The organism is Acidimicrobiia bacterium, assembly GCA_029210695.1.
Classification (GTDB): domain Bacteria; phylum Actinomycetota; class Acidimicrobiia; order Spongiisociales; family JAHEDJ01; genus JAHEDJ01.
In genome coordinates, this window is the sequence record JARGFH010000017.1 from 22,741 (window position 1) to 38,519 (window position 15,779).

The window sequence follows — 15,779 nt, forward strand, 5'->3', positions numbered from 1 at the left end:
TTCGCGCGGGAATCCCACCGCATAAGGTGCTATTCCCGCGCGAAAACGGGGAGGGAGTAGTGTCCCTGGCTATGGATCAACCCCTCGTTTGGATCGACCTGGAGATGACCGGACTCGATCCGGATAACGACGTCATCCTGGAGATCGCATGCATCGTCACCGATGGGAACCTCTCGGAAATCGTCGAGGGTCCGAACCTCATCCTCAACGCCACCGCCGAACAGCTCGACGGTATGGTCGAAATCGTCACAGAGATGCACACGAAATCGGGCCTCGTCGAAGAGGTCCCGCACTCCACGATGACCGTCGCTCAAGCAGAGAGACTCGTACTCGAGTTCATCGCCAAGCACGTTCCCGGGCCCGGATTGGCTCCGCTGGCCGGAAATAGCGTGCACGCCGACCGCGCCTTCCTTCGTCGCTTCATGCCTGCCCTCAACGACTTCCTGCACTATCGCATCGTCGACGTCTCGACCATCAAGGAACTCGCCAGGCGCTGGTTCCCTCAGGCAATAGAGAACGCTCCGAAAAAACACGGCGACCATCGAGCGCTGGCCGACGTCCGGGAGTCCATCCAGGAACTCCGCTACTTCCGCGAGGCCGTGTTCCGGCCGCCGGCGACCAGGCCGGAAACCGAATTCCCTAGCTGAACCCCGCTACTACCCTGCCGGGTTATGAGCATCGAACCTGGTCCCCTGCCACGGCGTGGCGGCCTTCTCAGCATCGTCTTCCTCGTGGCGGTTGGTGCAGCCGTCATCATTGCTGCGGTTGTCAGCACACGCGATGACCCGGCGAGTGCCGCGGCCGCAGTGCAAGGCGCCGCAAAAGAAAACGCGGAGTCGGCGGAAGAGGTGTTTCATCCGCCGGGCGGTCCGCTGGCGGGGACACTGGCAGCCGACTTCGATGTCGAGCTCCTTTCGGGTGAGACCTTCGACCTCTCCGATCACCTGGCCAATGACGGCCGCCCTATCGTCCTGAACTTCTGGGCCTCCTGGTGCCCGCCATGCCGGGCCGAGATGCCCGACTTCGACAGGGTTGCGCTGGAACGCTCCGACATCCTGATACTCGGCGTCGCCGTCGAAGACGACCCTGGTGCTGCCACCGCCTTCGGCAACGAGATCGGTGTCTCCTATCCCCTCGGCATCGACGTCACCGGCGTCATTGCCGGCCACTTCCCATACCTCGGGCTACCGACCACCTGGTTCATCGATGGCGACGGCATCATCATCCGCCAATGGACCGGGATGCTCACCTACGAGGACCTGATCGCCAGGATCGACGCGGACTTCTCTTCGTAGCCGCCTGGCCATTACCTTCGACCAGGATCGATGGGAACTTTCCCGGGATGAAACTTCGTTAAACCGGTTGCCATCGCGAAGGGTCGGGGCCAGCACAGAATCCGCCTTCACAGATCCCGGCCCTTCGCAACTCGGGATCACTAACCGCACCCGGCGATCCCGCCACAGACCGGCCCCAGTTGCAGTTCCCGGCTATCGGTCTAGGCAGGCGGTTCGCCGATCACTCCCCCACTGTCCAGCAGGTCGCCCGCCCACTCGAAGAGAAAAACGAGTGCAGTCAGCACGGCAACCACGATCACGACCGTGATCAGCACCTTGACGACGACCGGCCCCGGCAAGTTGGCGTACAGCCGTCGCATCAGGACATCGGTTCGAGGAACTCGTCGACCTGTGCCTGCGCGTAGGGGAGATTCGGGCCGTCGATGAGTTCCGCCTGAATCACGAGTCGCTCCCGGGCCGAAAAGCGCGGGTTGCAGGTCGTCAGGGTGATCCACGCCCCGCGTTTGGGGTTCGTTACCCACACATCGGTCGGGAGAACGATCAATACCTCCCGGATCGCGAATACGTGATCGCCCAGGGCAGTCTCCACCACGATTTCGTCGCCGGGCTCGAGGAGATCGAGGTCGTAGAACGGGGCGCCATATGTGGTGCGGTGGCCACTGATCACCGCGTTCCCCGGCTGACCGGGCAACGGCGTCCACGGCATGTGACCGGGACCGTCTTTGAGCGTCTCCCGGCCGACACCCTCCATCAGCACATGTTCGAGTTCGATCTTGGGAATGCTGATGATCCCGAATGCCTGTCCCTCCTCAGGCATCGGCTCTTCGAAGAGGACCGGTGCGGGCGGCACAACGAACGTGCCGTGAGTCGTAGCATCGTCGTCATCAAGAACGACTGCGGGCGGGAAATCACCTTCTTCGAGGAGTTGGTCTCGCACCGAGGTGAAGCGGGCGGCGACCTCATCTGCGGCGGCCTCCTGGGCGCGACTGGCGATCAGGTTTGTGCCGACGAGTTGGTAGGCGAGGAAGGCCAGGATCAGTCCACCGGCCCAGATCATCGTCCAACCCAGAATTCGCAGCGTCTTCATTGGTCCCCAGAGACGTCGTATCGCTACAACTCTACCGCCAACACCCAACTATCCGATCTCATCGTGGTTGCGCGACCACTCAGCGTCCATGCCACTTCGGACTCCGCTTTTCCATGAAGGCGGCCACCCCTTCAGTGGCATCTTCGGTCATGGAGACCAGAGTCAACGCGCCTTGCAGGTGGTCGAGCGCGGCGTCAAAACCCATGTCCTCAGCAGCGTAGAAAGCGTCGCGTCCGAGTTCGAGTATCGCCGGGCTCTTCGAGGCAAGCTCCGTGACGGTCTCATCGACGACGTCATCGAGACTTCCGGTCGCTACCACCCGTGAAACCACCCCAAGTCGGAAGGCCTCCTCAGCAGTGATGAGCCGGCCGGTCATCATCAGCTCCAGGGCGGCCTTACGCGGCATGGATCGTTGAAGAACCGCACTGATCATCATCGGCCAGAGTCCAACGTTGATTTCCGGCATTCCAAACTTCGCCCGATCAACGGCGATCACGATGTCACATGCGGCTGCCAGCCCGAAACCGCCCGCCAGAGCGTGCCCGTTCACCCGCGCCACCGTCGGCTTCCCTCCTCTTCTCATGAGGCGGAAGATCTCGGCCAGCACCCCGCGGGCATGATGGAGCGCAATCGGCTCGTCGACGAAACCGCCCGAGAGGTCCCCGCCCGCGGAGAACGCTCGATCACCTGCGCCGGTGATCACAATCACCTTCACGGCCCGGTCGGCGATGGCTTCCCTCAACCGGTCCAGTACCGCCTGCATCACCTCGACCGACATCGGGTTCATTCGGGTCGGATCGTCGAGCATGAGTGTGGCCCGCGGCGCAACAACCTCGTATGTGAGCATCATGTCCTTCCGACCCGGTCAAACTAGTGGCCCGCCACACAATTGGTGGGAACGAATTTCCGCGACAGTCGGTTGCCGTTGCGTCGAAGTGGAGTACGCCACCAACTGCGCCGAGGGCCGGGGGGAAGGCAATCGAAGCCATGATGCGCTGAGTAGGTCTCTGTGAGTGGTACGGTTCGCGCATGGTCTGGTTGGCCCTCGTCCTATTCCTCGCGGCGACCATCGCGGTCATTCGTGGTGGCAAACTGCGCAACCTGTCCGACATTCGATTGCGCTTGTGGTGGCTGCTGATACTGGGCTTCGGACTCCAGTCGATCACAGGTTTCTTCCCACAAGACGCCACCTGGGCAAGGCCCACCGGCATCACGCTGATCCTGGTTTCATACGTCCCGTTGCTCATCATGGTGATCCTCAACAGGGATAGGCCCGGAATGTGGTTGGCAGGACTCGGGATCCTCATGAACTTCTCAGTGATCGCGGCCAACGGCGGTATGCCGGTACTCGAAGGAGCCGCCATCGTGGCAGGCGGGTTTCCCGAGTCGGTGGACCTAACCAGCAACTACAAACACCTCGTCCTCGACGAAGGCACACGTCTGGCGTTCCTCGCCGACGTCATCCCATTGCGGTTCATCGGCCAGGGTCAGGTCATCTCACTCGGTGATGTGTTGCTGGCCGTGGGCCTCGGCCGGTTCCTGGAGCACGAGCTGCGCCGCCCTGTGCGCTGGTTCAAACACGGAGCGCAGGCGGAGGCCGGCTCGGCGCGTCGCGTCTAACACCCCCAACCTCGTTTTCGCGCGGGATTCGCTCCATATACGGTGGAATCGCCGCGCGAAAACGAGGTTGGGGTTACAGGTTGGCGTCGGCGATTTCGCGGAGGGCTTCCACGACGTCGGGGTCGTAGTCATAAGCGGCACCCCGGTGCAATACCTCGAGCGCCTCGAGGTGGGAAAACCCGAGTTCCGTCGTCGCGTGGTCGTAGGCGCTGGTGGCCTTGATCACTTTGGACGCCATCGGTAACTCGAGGTCCTTGAACTCGCCGGGGCGCCGGTAGGGATGATGCTGCTGGCGAACCAGGTGAGCGATGCGATCGAGGTAGGGCGACTCGGCGATGATCTCGGCGCCCCACCTGGCGATGTCCTCGTCGGTGAAACCCATCTTGATCACATTCGGCTCATTCAGCGTCACCCGACCGATGTCGTGCATCATTGCCGCGAACCTGATGTCCTCTACCTCGTCCGGCGAAAGGCCGAGTCGCTGCCCGACCTCCACCGCCATGGCCGACGTCCGATCGCCGTGACCGTCCGGTGACAAACCGGCGACCTCCGGGATCCGCGAGAGCGCACGGATCGTCTGCCAGTAGGTGGTCCTCGCATCCTGATACCGATGAAATGCCAGATGAGCGAACGCATACGGCACGGCTACCACGATCACCGCAGCCCACAGGTCGATCCTGGCGTAGGCGAATCCGAACAAGGCTCCCGTCGCCAGCAGACTCAACGCCACCATCCAGTCCTTGACGGCCAGCAGCCAGAGGTAGCGGCGGCTGATGCGCCGCCGGCCGAACGTCACGAACGCCCACAAGAACATCTCGAGCATGAACCAGGTCGCCGATCCGAGCGTGAAGCCGATCAAGTCGGCGGCGTCCGAGTCGAGACCCCAGCCGCCCAGCGTCGGGGCCACATATCGGAGAACCGTCGCGTAGACGCCGGCGCCGACTGCCCTGCGCAATGCGATGGCCAAGGAAATCACCGCTTCTTCGCCACGCAGAACGGCGATCGCCCACGAAACAAGCGCTCCTCCCACGAAGACGGCGCCGCTGGCGACCAGATCGATGGCGCCGCCAGGTGTCCGCATCACGAGCGGAACGGCCGCCGCCACTGCAAACCCAAGAGATAGCCGGTTGCCACTAGTCGCCGGAACCATGATTTGCGACGCGCCGGCCAGTGCAGCGACGCCCACGAGGATCTCCGCCAGTTCACCGCGAACTTCAATCAGCAAGAGAGCGAAGAGGGCGGCGGCAGCCAACGCCCACATCACGTCCATCAGCCGTGAACGCGGCGCCGGCTCAGTTCTGCCCACGCGTCCTCCCTTCCGCCATCCGGCGCGCCTGCTCGTCGTCGGTGAAGCCGGGCGAGCCGTACCGCTCTCCGGTACGGGCGAGAGCCCGCGCCAGGGACTCGACGATGTGCGGATCGAATTGCGTCCCGGCATTGCGCCGAAGTTCGTCAAATGCGTAATCCTGGCTGAGGGCCATCCGGTATGAACGGGTGCTGGTCATCGCATCGAAGGCGTCCGCTACCGCCAGAATCCGGGCCTCCATGGCGGGACGCTGGCCGTGTTGGTGACCACTTCCGCCGTAGCCGTTGCCGTCGAACTGCGAGTGATGACCGGAGGCGATTTCCACCATCGGCCGGAGGAACTCGACCTCGGCGAGGATGTCTTCCACCACGTGGGCGTGAGCCTGAAGATTCTCGTACTCATCCTCGGTGAGACGGCCTCGTTTGCGAATGAGATCACGCGGGACTGCCAGCTTGCCGACATCGTGGATCAGGGCGGCGACGCGAACCCGCTCGAGCCGGGAACCACGAAAGCCGAGATCCTCGCCGATCAGCTGAGCGAAGTAGGCGACCCGCTCGGTATGGCCCCTGGTATATAGGTCCTTGGCCTCGAGGGCTTTGATGAATCCCCGCAGCGTCGCCTCATGGGCCTCCCGGAGTTCTCCGTAGGAGGCGAAGGTGTAGTGGCCGGCAACGAAGACCACGAGAATCAGAGGCAACACCGCAAATCCGACGGCGCTGTAGACGATGCCGAGGAATCCGCCGAGCACACCCATCACGAGGTATGACACGAGAATCATCGCCATCCCCGACCACGGCCGAATGTCGCGCCGCCCAAAGGCAAGGCGCACAATCGTCCGAACCTGGCCGTAGTTCAACACTGCGTAGACAATGGCCGCCACAGATGCGGCACCTACCACCCGGGCGATATTCCCGGCTGCGCCCGGGTCGATGCCAGACGGGATCAGCAGGTCGAGCGCAAGGCCGGCGGATCCTGCGCTGACCACCAGCTGTCCGAAGTTCACGGCTGGTTGGAACCAGCGACGCTCCCGGATGTCGCGAGGCACCAGGGGGCCGAGCGCGGCGATGGTGGCGATGCCCAACGCGGCACTGCTGCCCTCGAGTGCAAAAATCGTGCCGCCGGTGAGTGCCACCATGATGGTCGAACTCGCCATTAGCTGATCGTTTATCTCGACGGCCCTCCATTCGAGATACACGAATGGGACGGCGAACGCCGCCCAGAGTGCGACATTGGGGAATGACTGCGTGAGGATCAGCGCCGTGAGCACGATCACACCAATCGCCACATAGGCGACGGCCAGTCGGATTCGTACAAGCCTCTGGGTACTCACGTCTCGCCCTTTTTGGAAAGATGCCCGGACGGGCGCTCAGCCAACCTTGAATGATGCAGCACCGGCGACGATTAACGCCGACAAGCTGCTTGCAATCGCAATGAAACGGGCCACTTTGGCCTTCATAAGGAGCTATCACCTAAAGGGATGTCTCTTCATAGTCGCTAGTGACCATGACGAATGTTCCGCTTCGCTGTGGGATTAGTTCCTGGCTGATCGCTCTATCCGGGCATCCTCCTCCCACCGGCATCTGCCGGTTGGACCTCCAAACTTCAATTCCAGAGGCTCCCAAGTTGCCCAGCCCCGCTCTCGGCGAGTCGAGCCAGCACGCCCGCTCCGCCATTCGTCGTCGAAGACGACTGGCCGGAGCCTACCAGTGCATTGGTTCGCATCTCAATTACTTCGTCGTGCCGGACGGCAACGCTACATTGACGGTGATGCGCTATCAGGAACTCGAAGAGACCCTCTGCCGTCTTCCGACCGTTGATGCCGCCAGAGTGGTCGGGACCAATGGAACCATCAGCGAGATCCACATCCTGGGCACCCCCGGGAAGGCTCCCAAGCAGGTAGTGCGCGATGTCCAGTCCCTGGCAATGGCCCAATTCGGGCTGACCGTCGACCGCCGGGTCATCTCGGTGGTGCAGATCGAGAACGAGGAGATTGGCCGGAGCGACAGGCCGGCGATCGTCGACATCCTGGAGGAACCGGTCGGATCCCGGCTGACGGTGACCGTCACGCTGGCCTGGCAGAACGAGATGATCACCGGGGTAGCGAGTGGCCCCAGTGCCGCGACAACTCGCCTCCGCTCAGTTGGCGAAGCAACGGTGGCCGCCCTCGAACACGGCATCGGGGATGACACGGCACTGGCGCTTGCCGCCCTAGAAACGCCGACGATTGGATCCCGCCAGGTGGCCGTTGCACAGATCGTGATCGTGTCCGGCGGCGAGGAACGGCTCGTCGTCGGATCCGCCCTGGTCGGCCCGAACGAGGCACAGGCCGCAGTGCGCGCCGTTCTCGATGCCGTCAACCGGCTCGTGCCGGGCTTCAGGCGTTAGCGCCTGCACACCATGCTGCGCCGGATCGAGGCACAGACGTTCGGGGATGTAGTCGTCACGGCGCATGATCTCAGTACGCAAGCCGCAATGGAGATCCTGGCAACAGGCGGAAACGCCGTGGATGCCGCTATCGCCGCCAACGCCGTTCTCGGTGTATGCGAGCCCCAAACCTGTGGCATCGGTGGCGACCTCTTCGCCATCATCTTTGACCCGGGAGCGGAAGCGCCCACTGCCTTGAACGCATCTGGTCGTGCCGGAGCAGGAGCAGATCCCAACGCCATCCGCGCGTCGGGTGCAGTGGCGATCCCGTGGGATCACCCACTAACCGCCACCGTTCCCGGATGCGTCGATGGATGGGAAGCCCTGTCCGCTCGATACGGCTCGATGCCACTTTCCGACGCTCTCACGCCCGCCATCCGGCTGGCCGAAGGCGGGTTCCCGGCCTCAACCGAACTGGCCGGAGCCCTTCGTAACCTGGATCCGTCGTTCCGCGAGCAGCCGTCGGCCCGGGCCTTCTTCGAGGCCGGCGAACCGCAACGCGGCGATCGTATCCGGCGCCCGGACTTGGAACGTTCGTTGCGCAGCATCGCAGAGGGAGGGCGCCGGGCCTTCTACGAAGGTCCACCAGGCGAGGCCATCATCGCCGCCACCGGATCTCTGATCACGGCCGCCGACCTCAAACGGCAACAGGCCGACTGGATAGACCCGCTCGCCCTCGACGTCTTCGGCCGGACAGCTTGGACCATTCCTCCGAATACACAGGGCTACCTCACGCTGGCGACTACCTGGATCTTCGATCACCTCGGCCCACCTGCAGATCCGAACGATCCACAGTACGTTCACACCCTCATCGAGGCCTACCGCTCGATGGCCTGGGAACGCAACGATCTGGTGTCCGACGCCGATTTCGCTCCTCTCCCCCCCGCCGAACTCGTTTCCCCTCAACGACTCCACACCCGGAGCCGACGCATCACCGACCGGGCCGCGACATGGCCAACCGACGCGACCCCACCGGGAGGCACCACCTACCTGTGCGCGCTGGATCGGAACGGGCTCGGCATCTCTCTCATCCAATCGAATTTCATGGGGATCGGAAGCGGAATCGCGGCGGGCGACCAGGGGTTCTTCCTCCACAACCGGGGAGCAGGATTCAATCTCGTTCCCGGCCATCCGAACGAGCTTGCACCTGGCAAGCGGCCACTCCACACGCTCTCTCCATCACTGTGGACGAAGGACGGAGGGCTCGATTTGATTCTCGGAACGAGGGGCGGCCACCAGCAACCCCAGCTCCTGGCCCAGGTCGCCGCGCACCTGTACGCCGCAGGCGATCGACCGGGTACCGCGCAGGCGAGACCCCGGTGGACGACTGAAGACCTCTCGGGATCCTCCCGGATTCGGGTTGAGGCACGTATGCCGGAGGCCGTGCAAAGCGACCTGCGCCGCCGTGGCCACGACATCGAGGTGGCCGGGGATCTCGAAGGTGGGTGGGGGCCAGTGTCGCTGATCACCGTCGATGCGGGCGGACTGAGGACCGGCGCGCCGGACCCCCGGGTAGAAACCACCTCGGTCGGTGTGCGATGAGTACGACCTACGCGCTGCTCGTCAGGCACGGGGAAGCCGTCGGCAATCGAGAAGGCCGGCTCATCGGACAAACAGATGCACCGCTCTCGGAACTCGGACATCAACAGGCAGAGGCGGTCGGCGTCCGACTCTCGAACCTTCCAATCGGCCGCATCATCTCGAGCGACCTTCCCCGAACCATGCAGACGGCGGAGCCGCTCGCCGGCCTTCTCGATCTCGAGGTCGAGACCGAACCCCGGTTGCGTGAGATTGCCAATGGTGCGTGGGAAGGGCGCATGCCCGATGAAGTCGAGGCTGAGTGGCCCGACCTCTGGAAGAGGTATCGAGCCCACGAAGACGTGTCCCGACCTGCAGGCGAGTCCTGGGCCGAGGTCGGAAAGCGGGCAGTCGCAGCCATTCGAGAAATCCCGGCTGCCGAGGACAACCTGGTGGTGGTCTTCACCCACGGCGGCCCCATCATCCAGATCCTGCGGTGGGCAATCGGCCTCCCCCACGACACACACGTGTACACGGGGCCGATGGGAGCGATGGCCAACACCGGGATCAGCACGATCACATTCCCCGAGCCCCGGCTCCTCGGCTATAACGATGTCGGACACCTGACGGGCCTCGTTCGCCATCCGGATCACCCGTTCTTTGGTTGATTTCGCGACCCGGTTGCGGAGGCTGAATGCCGATCGGGCCATCCCATCTTTTCCCAGATTCGAGCTTGCGCTCGATTTGCACACCCCCTAGCCTGACCGTCGATCCCACCATCACGAGCATGTGCTGGCTCGCGGGGAACATGGAGGCGGAGTTTTTTTATGCGCTTTGTTCGTTTCATCGCGGTTGTTGCGTGGGCCGGCGTAGCCCTCCTGGCGGTAGCCGGGTTCGCAGCTTTCTCCCCCGGTACCACCGACGCAACGGCTGTCCAAGCTGCGCCGTCGGAAGCGGTTACCGGGGTAACAGACGCGCGCGGTGGAGTTGCCGGTCTGGTCGCTGCACAGGCATTCTCAGGACGGCAAGTCGAGAGCACGGGGCCCGGGGTTGCCGAGTTCTCGGAGACCGCAGAACTCGAGGTGTTTGCCCGTCTCGTCCCTCCTCAGATCATCGCCACCACGACGACCACAACCACCAGCAGCACGACTACCACCACCGTCGCTCCCACGACGACCACCGCTCCTCCGACCACGACGACCCCTACGACGGCGCCACCCCCATCGCCGACGAGCATCCCGGGTGACGGAACTGTCGAAGCGACCGGCGGAGTTGGTCCCTGCGGTGCCTCCTACTACGGCGCCGCCTTCGCCGGGAAGACCACGGCCAACGGCGAATCGTTCGATCCGAACGCGATGACTGCTGCTACCCACTTCGTTGATTTCAACACGGTCGTGACCGTGACGAGAGTTGACACAGGAGCATCGGTTCAGGTTCGAATCAACGACCGCGGCCCGTACATGTCGGACCTCAAGACCCGGCACAGCAGCCGCTGCATCGACCTTTCTACGGCGGCCATGGAGGCACTCAGCGGTACCGGCGCCGGCGTCATCCAGGTGACGCTCACCATGCCGGCAGATACCAACGGTCTCGCCAGACTCCAGGCGAAATACGGCGCTCTCTGATCCGATCCTGCCGGCAGTGATCGAATCTTCTACAATCCTGTCATGAAACGCCTGGCTCGTACGCTTGCATTCACCGTCGCCATCGCCGCCGGCATCTGGGCGATGCGCGATCGCTTCCTCTCTCTCGCCCTTCCTCGCGAACCACAACCACCCGCCTTCCGCCACCCGGACGATCATCCCGACGTCCCCCATCGCCCGCATCAGGTGGAACCGACCGTGCAGAAGTCGACCCAGCAACAACCGGCCCGGTCGACGCCAGACGACCTCACGGCGATCAAGGGAATAGGCCCGGTGTTCGCCTCAAAGCTCTCGGACATCGGGATCACCACCTTCAAAGCCCTGGCCGCCGCCGCGCCCGGCGACACTGCCTCGAAGCTCGACACATCCGAATCTCGTCTCGCCGACTGGATCGACCAGGCGCAACAGCGAGCCTGAGCGACCCGCAACTCGCGAGTCGCGATGTCACATCCGCAGCTTGGACACCATCTCCCGGGCGTGGATCCTCCAGCGTCCGAGTCCCGTGTAGATAGACAGGCTCACGAGCATCGACAGCAGGATTGGTGGAAGGCCGACTGCTTCCGCGATCGGAGCGTCGCTCGGGATCAGAGACTCGAGCGGCGTGACCCAGGCTTCCGGCCCGACCGGCCGCAGGACGATCGCAGTGAAGAAGCCTGCCAACACCGCTACGAGTCCGTAGATGTTGACGCCGGCGTAAGTACCTTTTCGCCGGTAGAACTCGTCGGTTTCGTAGTACTTGCGTCTCACGAGGAAGTAGTCGGCGAGCAGCACGGCCAGCATCTGCGCAATTACCACCACGAAAAGTTCTGTGATCTCCCGGATGGTTGTGCGTGAGACGACGAGTGCAACAACGACGCTCATCGCCAGGATGGCAAGCGCTTGCACACGACCGGCGAAACGATCGCTGATCGTTGAGAGAGCCGTCGCTCCACTGAAACTGAGGATGAAAGGCTGATCAACGCCCGACACAATCAGCCATCCGACGATGACGACGGCGACGAATGAGGTAACGCCGTCGAGTAGAAAGGCCGTCGGGTCGCCGCCGGTGACGTCGACCGAGACAGCCCTCAACCCACCGACCAGGACCAGCACGAGGGCTGCGACGCTGAACCCGGTCCCGGCACCCGAGGCGGCGGCTGGAGCCGCGGAGACGAACCGTGCCGTATCTGCCACAACCGGGAAGAAGACAACGCCCAGAGCCATCACTCCATCAACGCCGAGCCAGAAGTTGTTCGCATCTGGTGTCACCTCGAACAGGGCGACCAGGTTGCCGTCCGACAAGAAGCTCCAGGCCAGCACCACAATGAGCACCAGCGCCGCCCAGAAGGCAAAGCGATACAGCCAGATCTGGGTGACCCAGGCGAGTCCGGCCACCAGGAGACCGGTAGCAGCCAGTGCCAGGCCGCCGATCACCAGCGCCTTTGGCAATCCGTCGACTCCCAGTGCATCCAATGCACTGACGAAGGCTGCGCCGCCGAACTCGAGCTCCAAAGCGGTCCATGCAATGAAGAATGCAACTTGCACCAGTGCAGCCGCCCAGGATCCGACAACACCGAGCGCCGGCCTCATCAGCAACCCGGTCGGCACGCCGTTCTCTGCCGCTACCCAGGCCGCAGCTGCGATCAATCCTGCTGCGAACACAATGCCGAGCGGCGCGGCCAGAATCAGTTGCGAGACCGTCAGACCGAGTCCTGGGTCGACACCGAGGAGATCGATACCGACGATCAACGCGGGGGCTCCAAAAGCCAGGGATGCAATCAGGACTGCGAATTCGGGCGCCCCGAACGCCCGTTCAGACAGTCCAACGGGGTCACTCGAAGACGTTGCCAGCCAAGGACGTTTTGCCACCAGGGCAGTCTAGGGAGGTGGCGCGGCCCCAGCAGGCGGCAGGCAACCTGTGAGAGACCAGGTACCAAGTACCTCTGGGTACCCTTGTGTCGTGCCCTACCTGACCCACCCCGACGAACTCGTGCAGCTGTTCCCGGATGAAGCGCCCTACCGGTCGCAGCAGCTGTACCACTGGCTCTATCGGCGGCCGACCCTGAGCGCGGCCTCGATGACCGATCTTCCTCCGGGAATGCGGAACGCTCTGATCGACCGTCTGTGGCCGTTCGTAGTTGAGGTCGAACAGATCACCGACAAGGGATCCACGGTCAAATGGTTGTTCAGGGCACCGGACGGCGCCGCTATCGAAGCTGTGCTGATGGGGTATCCGGGGCGCACCACACTTTGCATATCCAGTCAGGTCGGATGCGCACTTGCCTGCTCATTTTGCGCCACGGGGCAGTTCGGGTTCGAACGTCATTTGCAGGCTGGCGAGATCGTTGCGCAGGTCGCATACGCCGGAGCGTACCTTCGGGAAGTCGGCCTCTCGGTAGGACCCGATCATGTGACCAACATCGTCTTCATGGGCATGGGGGAACCGCTGGCCAACTACGACCGGGTCAGGGAATCCATTCGTCGGATTGTCGACGACATGGAGATGTCGCCGCGGCGTTTGACCGTCTCGACCGTCGGTCTGGTCCCCGGCATGCAGCGACTGACCGAGGAGCCGTGGCAGCTCAACCTGGCCGTCAGCTTGCATGCGGCAGACGACGAACTCCGCAATACGCTGGTCCCGATCAACAAGCGGTACCCCCTCGCCGAGGTCGAGGCGGCGGCTGCCGCCTATTTCGATCGAAAGGGCAGGAGAGTGTCCATCGAATGGACGCTGATCGACAACGTGAACGACACCATCGAGCAGGCCACCAAGCTGGCTGCGATTGCCCGCCGCCTGGGCGCTCATGTCAATGTGATCCCGCTCAATCCCACCCCCCTCAGCACCGACCAGCCGTCCCCATTCGCCCAGATCCGATCATTTGTCAGACACCTCCGCTCGCTCGATGTCAACGCCACGATCCGCGACACCCGCGGCTCCGACATCGACGCCGCCTGCGGCCAACTTCGGGCCGGCCGCGCCGCGTCGAGCTAATACATGACGAAGAAGACCTCAAGGAGTACAGTGACCCGTCCGATTGCTGTATCGGTGGCTCCCCGCGCTGGGGTTGACATGAGACACCGATGAGATAGTTTTGTAGTGGAGCGGGCGGAGCATTGGAGGATTGATGCTCGCGCCGTCGCCTACCCGTCGAACGATCACGACACTGGCCGTCGCCCTATTCGTGATCGTGTCCGGTGCCACGTATACCGTTCAACCGGGTGACACCCTCTCTGAGATCGCCGCCAAGAACGGGACGACGATCCGAGCGCTCGTCGAGAAGAACAATCTCCCGAACGCCGACCGCATCTACGTCGGTCAGAAGTTGAACCTCCCGGATGCCTCGGCGGCCGGCGCATCATCTGCGACCCACATCGTCCAGTCCGGTGAGTCGCTCTCAACGATTGCAGCCAAATATGGATTAACCGTCGTCCAACTGGCGGCCGCCAACGGCATCACCAACACCAACGTGGTGTACATCGGCACCAAGCTCTCGCTGTCCGGTCCGATTTCGGACTTCACACCAGGTTCCGGATCTTCCGGTGCTCACGTTGTGGCAAAGGGCGACACGCTCGGCAAGATCGCCGCCGCCTACGGCACGACAGTCTCAGTACTCGCCGAACTCAACGGCCTGGCCAACCCCAATGTGATCCGCATCGGGCAGGTCCTCACGGTGCCGGGCGGTGGCTGGATCTGCCCCGTTCCCGGAGGAACGTACTTCAACGACTACGGATTCCCTCGCACCGGCGGCCGTTTCCACGAGGGCACCGATCTCTTCGCCACCAGGGGCACGCCGGTCCTGGCTCCGGTGTCGGGACGCGTCGAGTTCACAATCGGCACCATCGGAGGCATGCAGTACAAGTTGTACGGCGACGACGGCGCCACCTACATCGGCTCCCACATGGACAGCTTCGGAACGGCAGGCAAAGTAACGGCCGGTACCGTGATCGGGTCGGTCGGGGATTCTGGCAATGCCAAGGGATCGCGCACTCACCTGCACTTCGAGATCCACCCGGACGATGGAGCCGCGGTCAACCCGTACCCCTACCTCCAGGATGCTTGTCGGTAGAGTCGCCGGTCGTTGCCAGGCGGGCCTTCGTTATCGCAACTGCTTCCGCACTACTGTCGACCAGCAAGTAGCGACGGTCCAGTTCCTGGGCTGCTACGCCGACGGTGCCGCTTCCGCAGAAGAAGTCCGCGACGAGATCGCCCGAATTCGATGAGGCGCTGATGATTCTTCGTGCGAGCCCGAGCGGCTTCTGAGTCGGATAGCCGGTTCGCTCGGCGCTGTTGGTCGGGACGATTGTCATCCACCAAACATCGGTCGGCAGCTTCCCCCTGGCCGCCTTGGCGGGCCCGACCAATCCCGGAGCCATGTAGGGGATGCGATCGATCTCGTCGCGATTGAACGTCCAACTGTCTCCCTTGGCGTACCAGAGAATCGAATCGTGTTTGCGTGGCCAGCGATCGCGGTGCCGGCCGCCGTAGTCGTAGGCCCAGATGATCTCGTTGAGAAAGCGCTCCGGGCCGAATACCTCGTCGAGGATGATCCTTGCGTAATGGACGGCGTGATGGTCGAGGTGGAGATACAGGGATCCTCGAGGTGAAAGCACCCGGCGCATCTCGCGTAAACGGATTTCGAGGAACCCGAGGTATTCATTGAAAGGCAGGTCGTCGCGATACTCAATCGTCGACACGACTTCGAACGGATAGCGGCGGTCGCCGAATCCGGTGCGGACCTGGTCGCCTTCCCCGGTGCGGATCGAATCGAGGCGCCTTCGCTTGCCGGTCCCGAACGGTGGATCTGTGTAGATCAAATCGACCGCTCCGTCTGGAAGGCCGCGCATGATCTCGAGGTTGTCTCCACACTCCACCAACCGTTTGATCATCGGGCGAGCTTATCCCAGAT

Annotated in this window: 17 protein-coding genes; 10 read left to right on the forward strand and 7 right to left on the reverse strand. The window is 63.2% G+C overall.

Annotation, left to right across the window (positions count from 1 at the left end; all coding sequences use genetic code 11):
• Positions 1 to 71: 71 nt before the first annotated feature.
• Positions 72 to 647, forward strand: coding sequence for an oligoribonuclease (gene orn / locus P1T08_07330; protein MDF1595892.1), 576 nt, complete (start codon positions 72 to 74; stop codon positions 645 to 647).
• A gap of 24 nt (positions 648 to 671) precedes the next feature.
• Positions 672 to 1,295, forward strand: coding sequence for a TlpA disulfide reductase family protein (locus P1T08_07335; GenBank protein ID MDF1595893.1), 624 nt, complete (start codon positions 672 to 674; stop codon positions 1,293 to 1,295).
• A gap of 200 nt (positions 1,296 to 1,495) precedes the next feature.
• Here P1T08_07335 and P1T08_07340 read toward each other — a convergent pair whose 3' ends face one another.
• The 3 genes from P1T08_07340 to P1T08_07350 form a co-directional block, all read right to left on the reverse strand.
• Entirely contained in the window at positions 1,496 to 1,654 is a 159-nt protein-coding gene (locus P1T08_07340) for a hypothetical protein (protein ID MDF1595894.1), read from the reverse strand.
• On the reverse strand, positions 1,654 to 2,382 hold the full coding sequence (locus P1T08_07345) for a sortase (GenBank protein MDF1595895.1): 729 nt from the start codon (positions 2,380 to 2,382) through the stop codon (positions 1,654 to 1,656). The genes P1T08_07340 and P1T08_07345 overlap by 1 nt, the downstream gene beginning before the upstream one ends.
• Before the next feature lie 79 nt (positions 2,383 to 2,461).
• Positions 2,462 to 3,232, reverse strand: coding sequence for an enoyl-CoA hydratase-related protein (locus P1T08_07350; GenBank protein ID MDF1595896.1), 771 nt, complete (start codon positions 3,230 to 3,232; stop codon positions 2,462 to 2,464).
• Between the two features lie 179 nt (positions 3,233 to 3,411).
• On the opposite strand from P1T08_07350, the gene P1T08_07355 reads away from it, so the two are divergent.
• Positions 3,412 to 4,002 carry a DUF5317 domain-containing protein gene (locus P1T08_07355; GenBank protein MDF1595897.1) on the forward strand — a complete coding sequence of 197 codons (591 nt, stop codon included), beginning with the start codon at positions 3,412 to 3,414 and terminating at the stop codon, positions 4,000 to 4,002.
• Between the two features lie 73 nt (positions 4,003 to 4,075).
• On the opposite strand, the gene P1T08_07360 is transcribed toward P1T08_07355, so the two are convergent.
• Together P1T08_07360 and P1T08_07365 are read right to left on the reverse strand one after the other, a co-directional pair.
• The gene (locus P1T08_07360; GenBank protein MDF1595898.1) at positions 4,076 to 5,308 is read right to left on the reverse strand and encodes an HD domain-containing protein; all 1,233 of its coding nucleotides are present in this window, start codon (positions 5,306 to 5,308) and stop codon (positions 4,076 to 4,078) included.
• Positions 5,295 to 6,638 (reverse strand): HD domain-containing protein, encoded by a 1,344-nt coding sequence (locus P1T08_07365; GenBank protein MDF1595899.1) that lies wholly within the window; start codon positions 6,636 to 6,638, stop codon positions 5,295 to 5,297. The genes P1T08_07360 and P1T08_07365 overlap by 14 nt, the downstream gene beginning before the upstream one ends.
• 293 nt (positions 6,639 to 6,931) lie before the next feature.
• On the opposite strand from P1T08_07365, the gene P1T08_07370 reads away from it, so the two are divergent.
• The 5 genes from P1T08_07370 to P1T08_07390 all read left to right on the forward strand — a co-directional run bounded on the left by P1T08_07370 (position 6,932) and on the right by P1T08_07390 (position 11,310).
• A complete protein-coding gene (locus tag P1T08_07370; GenBank protein MDF1595900.1) occupies positions 6,932 to 7,693 on the forward strand; it encodes a hypothetical protein in 762 nt (253 codons plus the stop codon).
• A 12-nt stretch (positions 7,694 to 7,705) separates the two neighbouring features.
• Positions 7,706 to 9,274 carry a gamma-glutamyltransferase gene (locus tag P1T08_07375; protein MDF1595901.1) on the forward strand — a complete coding sequence of 523 codons (1,569 nt, stop codon included), beginning with the start codon at positions 7,706 to 7,708 and terminating at the stop codon, positions 9,272 to 9,274.
• Positions 9,271 to 9,918, forward strand: a complete 648-nt coding sequence (locus tag P1T08_07380; GenBank protein ID MDF1595902.1) for a histidine phosphatase family protein — start codon at positions 9,271 to 9,273, stop codon at positions 9,916 to 9,918. Before P1T08_07375 ends, P1T08_07380 begins: the two co-directional genes overlap by 4 nt.
• Before the next feature lie 159 nt (positions 9,919 to 10,077).
• Positions 10,078 to 10,875, forward strand: a complete 798-nt coding sequence (locus tag P1T08_07385; GenBank protein ID MDF1595903.1) for a septal ring lytic transglycosylase RlpA family protein — start codon at positions 10,078 to 10,080, stop codon at positions 10,873 to 10,875.
• Between the two features lie 42 nt (positions 10,876 to 10,917).
• Positions 10,918 to 11,310, forward strand: a complete 393-nt coding sequence (locus P1T08_07390; GenBank protein MDF1595904.1) for a hypothetical protein — start codon at positions 10,918 to 10,920, stop codon at positions 11,308 to 11,310.
• 27 nt (positions 11,311 to 11,337) lie between these two features.
• Here P1T08_07390 and P1T08_07395 read toward each other — a convergent pair whose 3' ends face one another.
• Positions 11,338 to 12,741: a cytosine permease gene (locus tag P1T08_07395; GenBank protein MDF1595905.1), complete on the reverse strand. Its 1,404-nt coding sequence runs from the start codon at positions 12,739 to 12,741 to the stop codon at positions 11,338 to 11,340.
• Positions 12,742 to 12,832: 91 nt separating this feature from the next.
• Between P1T08_07395 and rlmN the strand changes: the two genes are divergently transcribed.
• Together rlmN and P1T08_07405 are read left to right on the forward strand one after the other, a co-directional pair.
• Positions 12,833 to 13,864, forward strand: a complete 1,032-nt coding sequence (rlmN, locus tag P1T08_07400; GenBank protein MDF1595906.1) for a 23S rRNA (adenine(2503)-C(2))-methyltransferase RlmN — start codon at positions 12,833 to 12,835, stop codon at positions 13,862 to 13,864.
• A 133-nt stretch (positions 13,865 to 13,997) separates the two neighbouring features.
• A complete protein-coding gene (locus P1T08_07405; GenBank protein ID MDF1595907.1) occupies positions 13,998 to 14,939 on the forward strand; it encodes a M23 family metallopeptidase in 942 nt (313 codons plus the stop codon).
• On the opposite strand, the gene P1T08_07410 is transcribed toward P1T08_07405, so the two are convergent.
• Complete coding sequence (locus P1T08_07410; protein ID MDF1595908.1) at positions 14,902 to 15,759, reverse strand: site-specific DNA-methyltransferase; 858 nt, start codon at positions 15,757 to 15,759, stop codon at positions 14,902 to 14,904. The genes P1T08_07405 and P1T08_07410 overlap by 38 nt on opposite strands.
• Positions 15,760 to 15,779 lie beyond the last annotated feature (20 nt).

What these genes read in the sequence shown, in the direction of transcription:
- P1T08_07375 (MDF1595901.1), top strand. Translation starts at nt 7,706, where the DNA reads ATGCTGCGCCGGATCGAGGCACAGACGTTCGGGGATGTAGTCGTCACG.
- P1T08_07390 (MDF1595904.1), top strand. Translation starts at nt 10,918, where the DNA reads ATGAAACGCCTGGCTCGTACGCTTGCATTCACCGTCGCCATCGCCGCC.
- P1T08_07380 (MDF1595902.1), top strand. Translation starts at nt 9,271, where the DNA reads ATGAGTACGACCTACGCGCTGCTCGTCAGGCACGGGGAAGCCGTCGGC.
- P1T08_07405 (MDF1595907.1), top strand. Translation starts at nt 13,998, where the DNA reads ATGCTCGCGCCGTCGCCTACCCGTCGAACGATCACGACACTGGCCGTC.
- P1T08_07355 (MDF1595897.1), top strand. Translation starts at nt 3,412, where the DNA reads ATGGTCTGGTTGGCCCTCGTCCTATTCCTCGCGGCGACCATCGCGGTC.
- orn (MDF1595892.1), top strand. Translation starts at nt 72, where the DNA reads ATGGATCAACCCCTCGTTTGGATCGACCTGGAGATGACCGGACTCGAT.
- P1T08_07350 (MDF1595896.1), bottom strand. Translation starts at nt 3,232, where the DNA reads ATGATGCTCACATACGAGGTTGTTGCGCCGCGGGCCACACTCATGCTC.
- P1T08_07335 (MDF1595893.1), top strand. Translation starts at nt 672, where the DNA reads ATGAGCATCGAACCTGGTCCCCTGCCACGGCGTGGCGGCCTTCTCAGC.
- P1T08_07345 (MDF1595895.1), bottom strand. Translation starts at nt 2,382, where the DNA reads ATGAAGACGCTGCGAATTCTGGGTTGGACGATGATCTGGGCCGGTGGA.
- P1T08_07410 (MDF1595908.1), bottom strand. Translation starts at nt 15,759, where the DNA reads ATGATCAAACGGTTGGTGGAGTGTGGAGACAACCTCGAGATCATGCGC.
- P1T08_07340 (MDF1595894.1), bottom strand. Translation starts at nt 1,654, where the DNA reads ATGCGACGGCTGTACGCCAACTTGCCGGGGCCGGTCGTCGTCAAGGTG.
- P1T08_07385 (MDF1595903.1), top strand. Translation starts at nt 10,078, where the DNA reads ATGCGCTTTGTTCGTTTCATCGCGGTTGTTGCGTGGGCCGGCGTAGCC.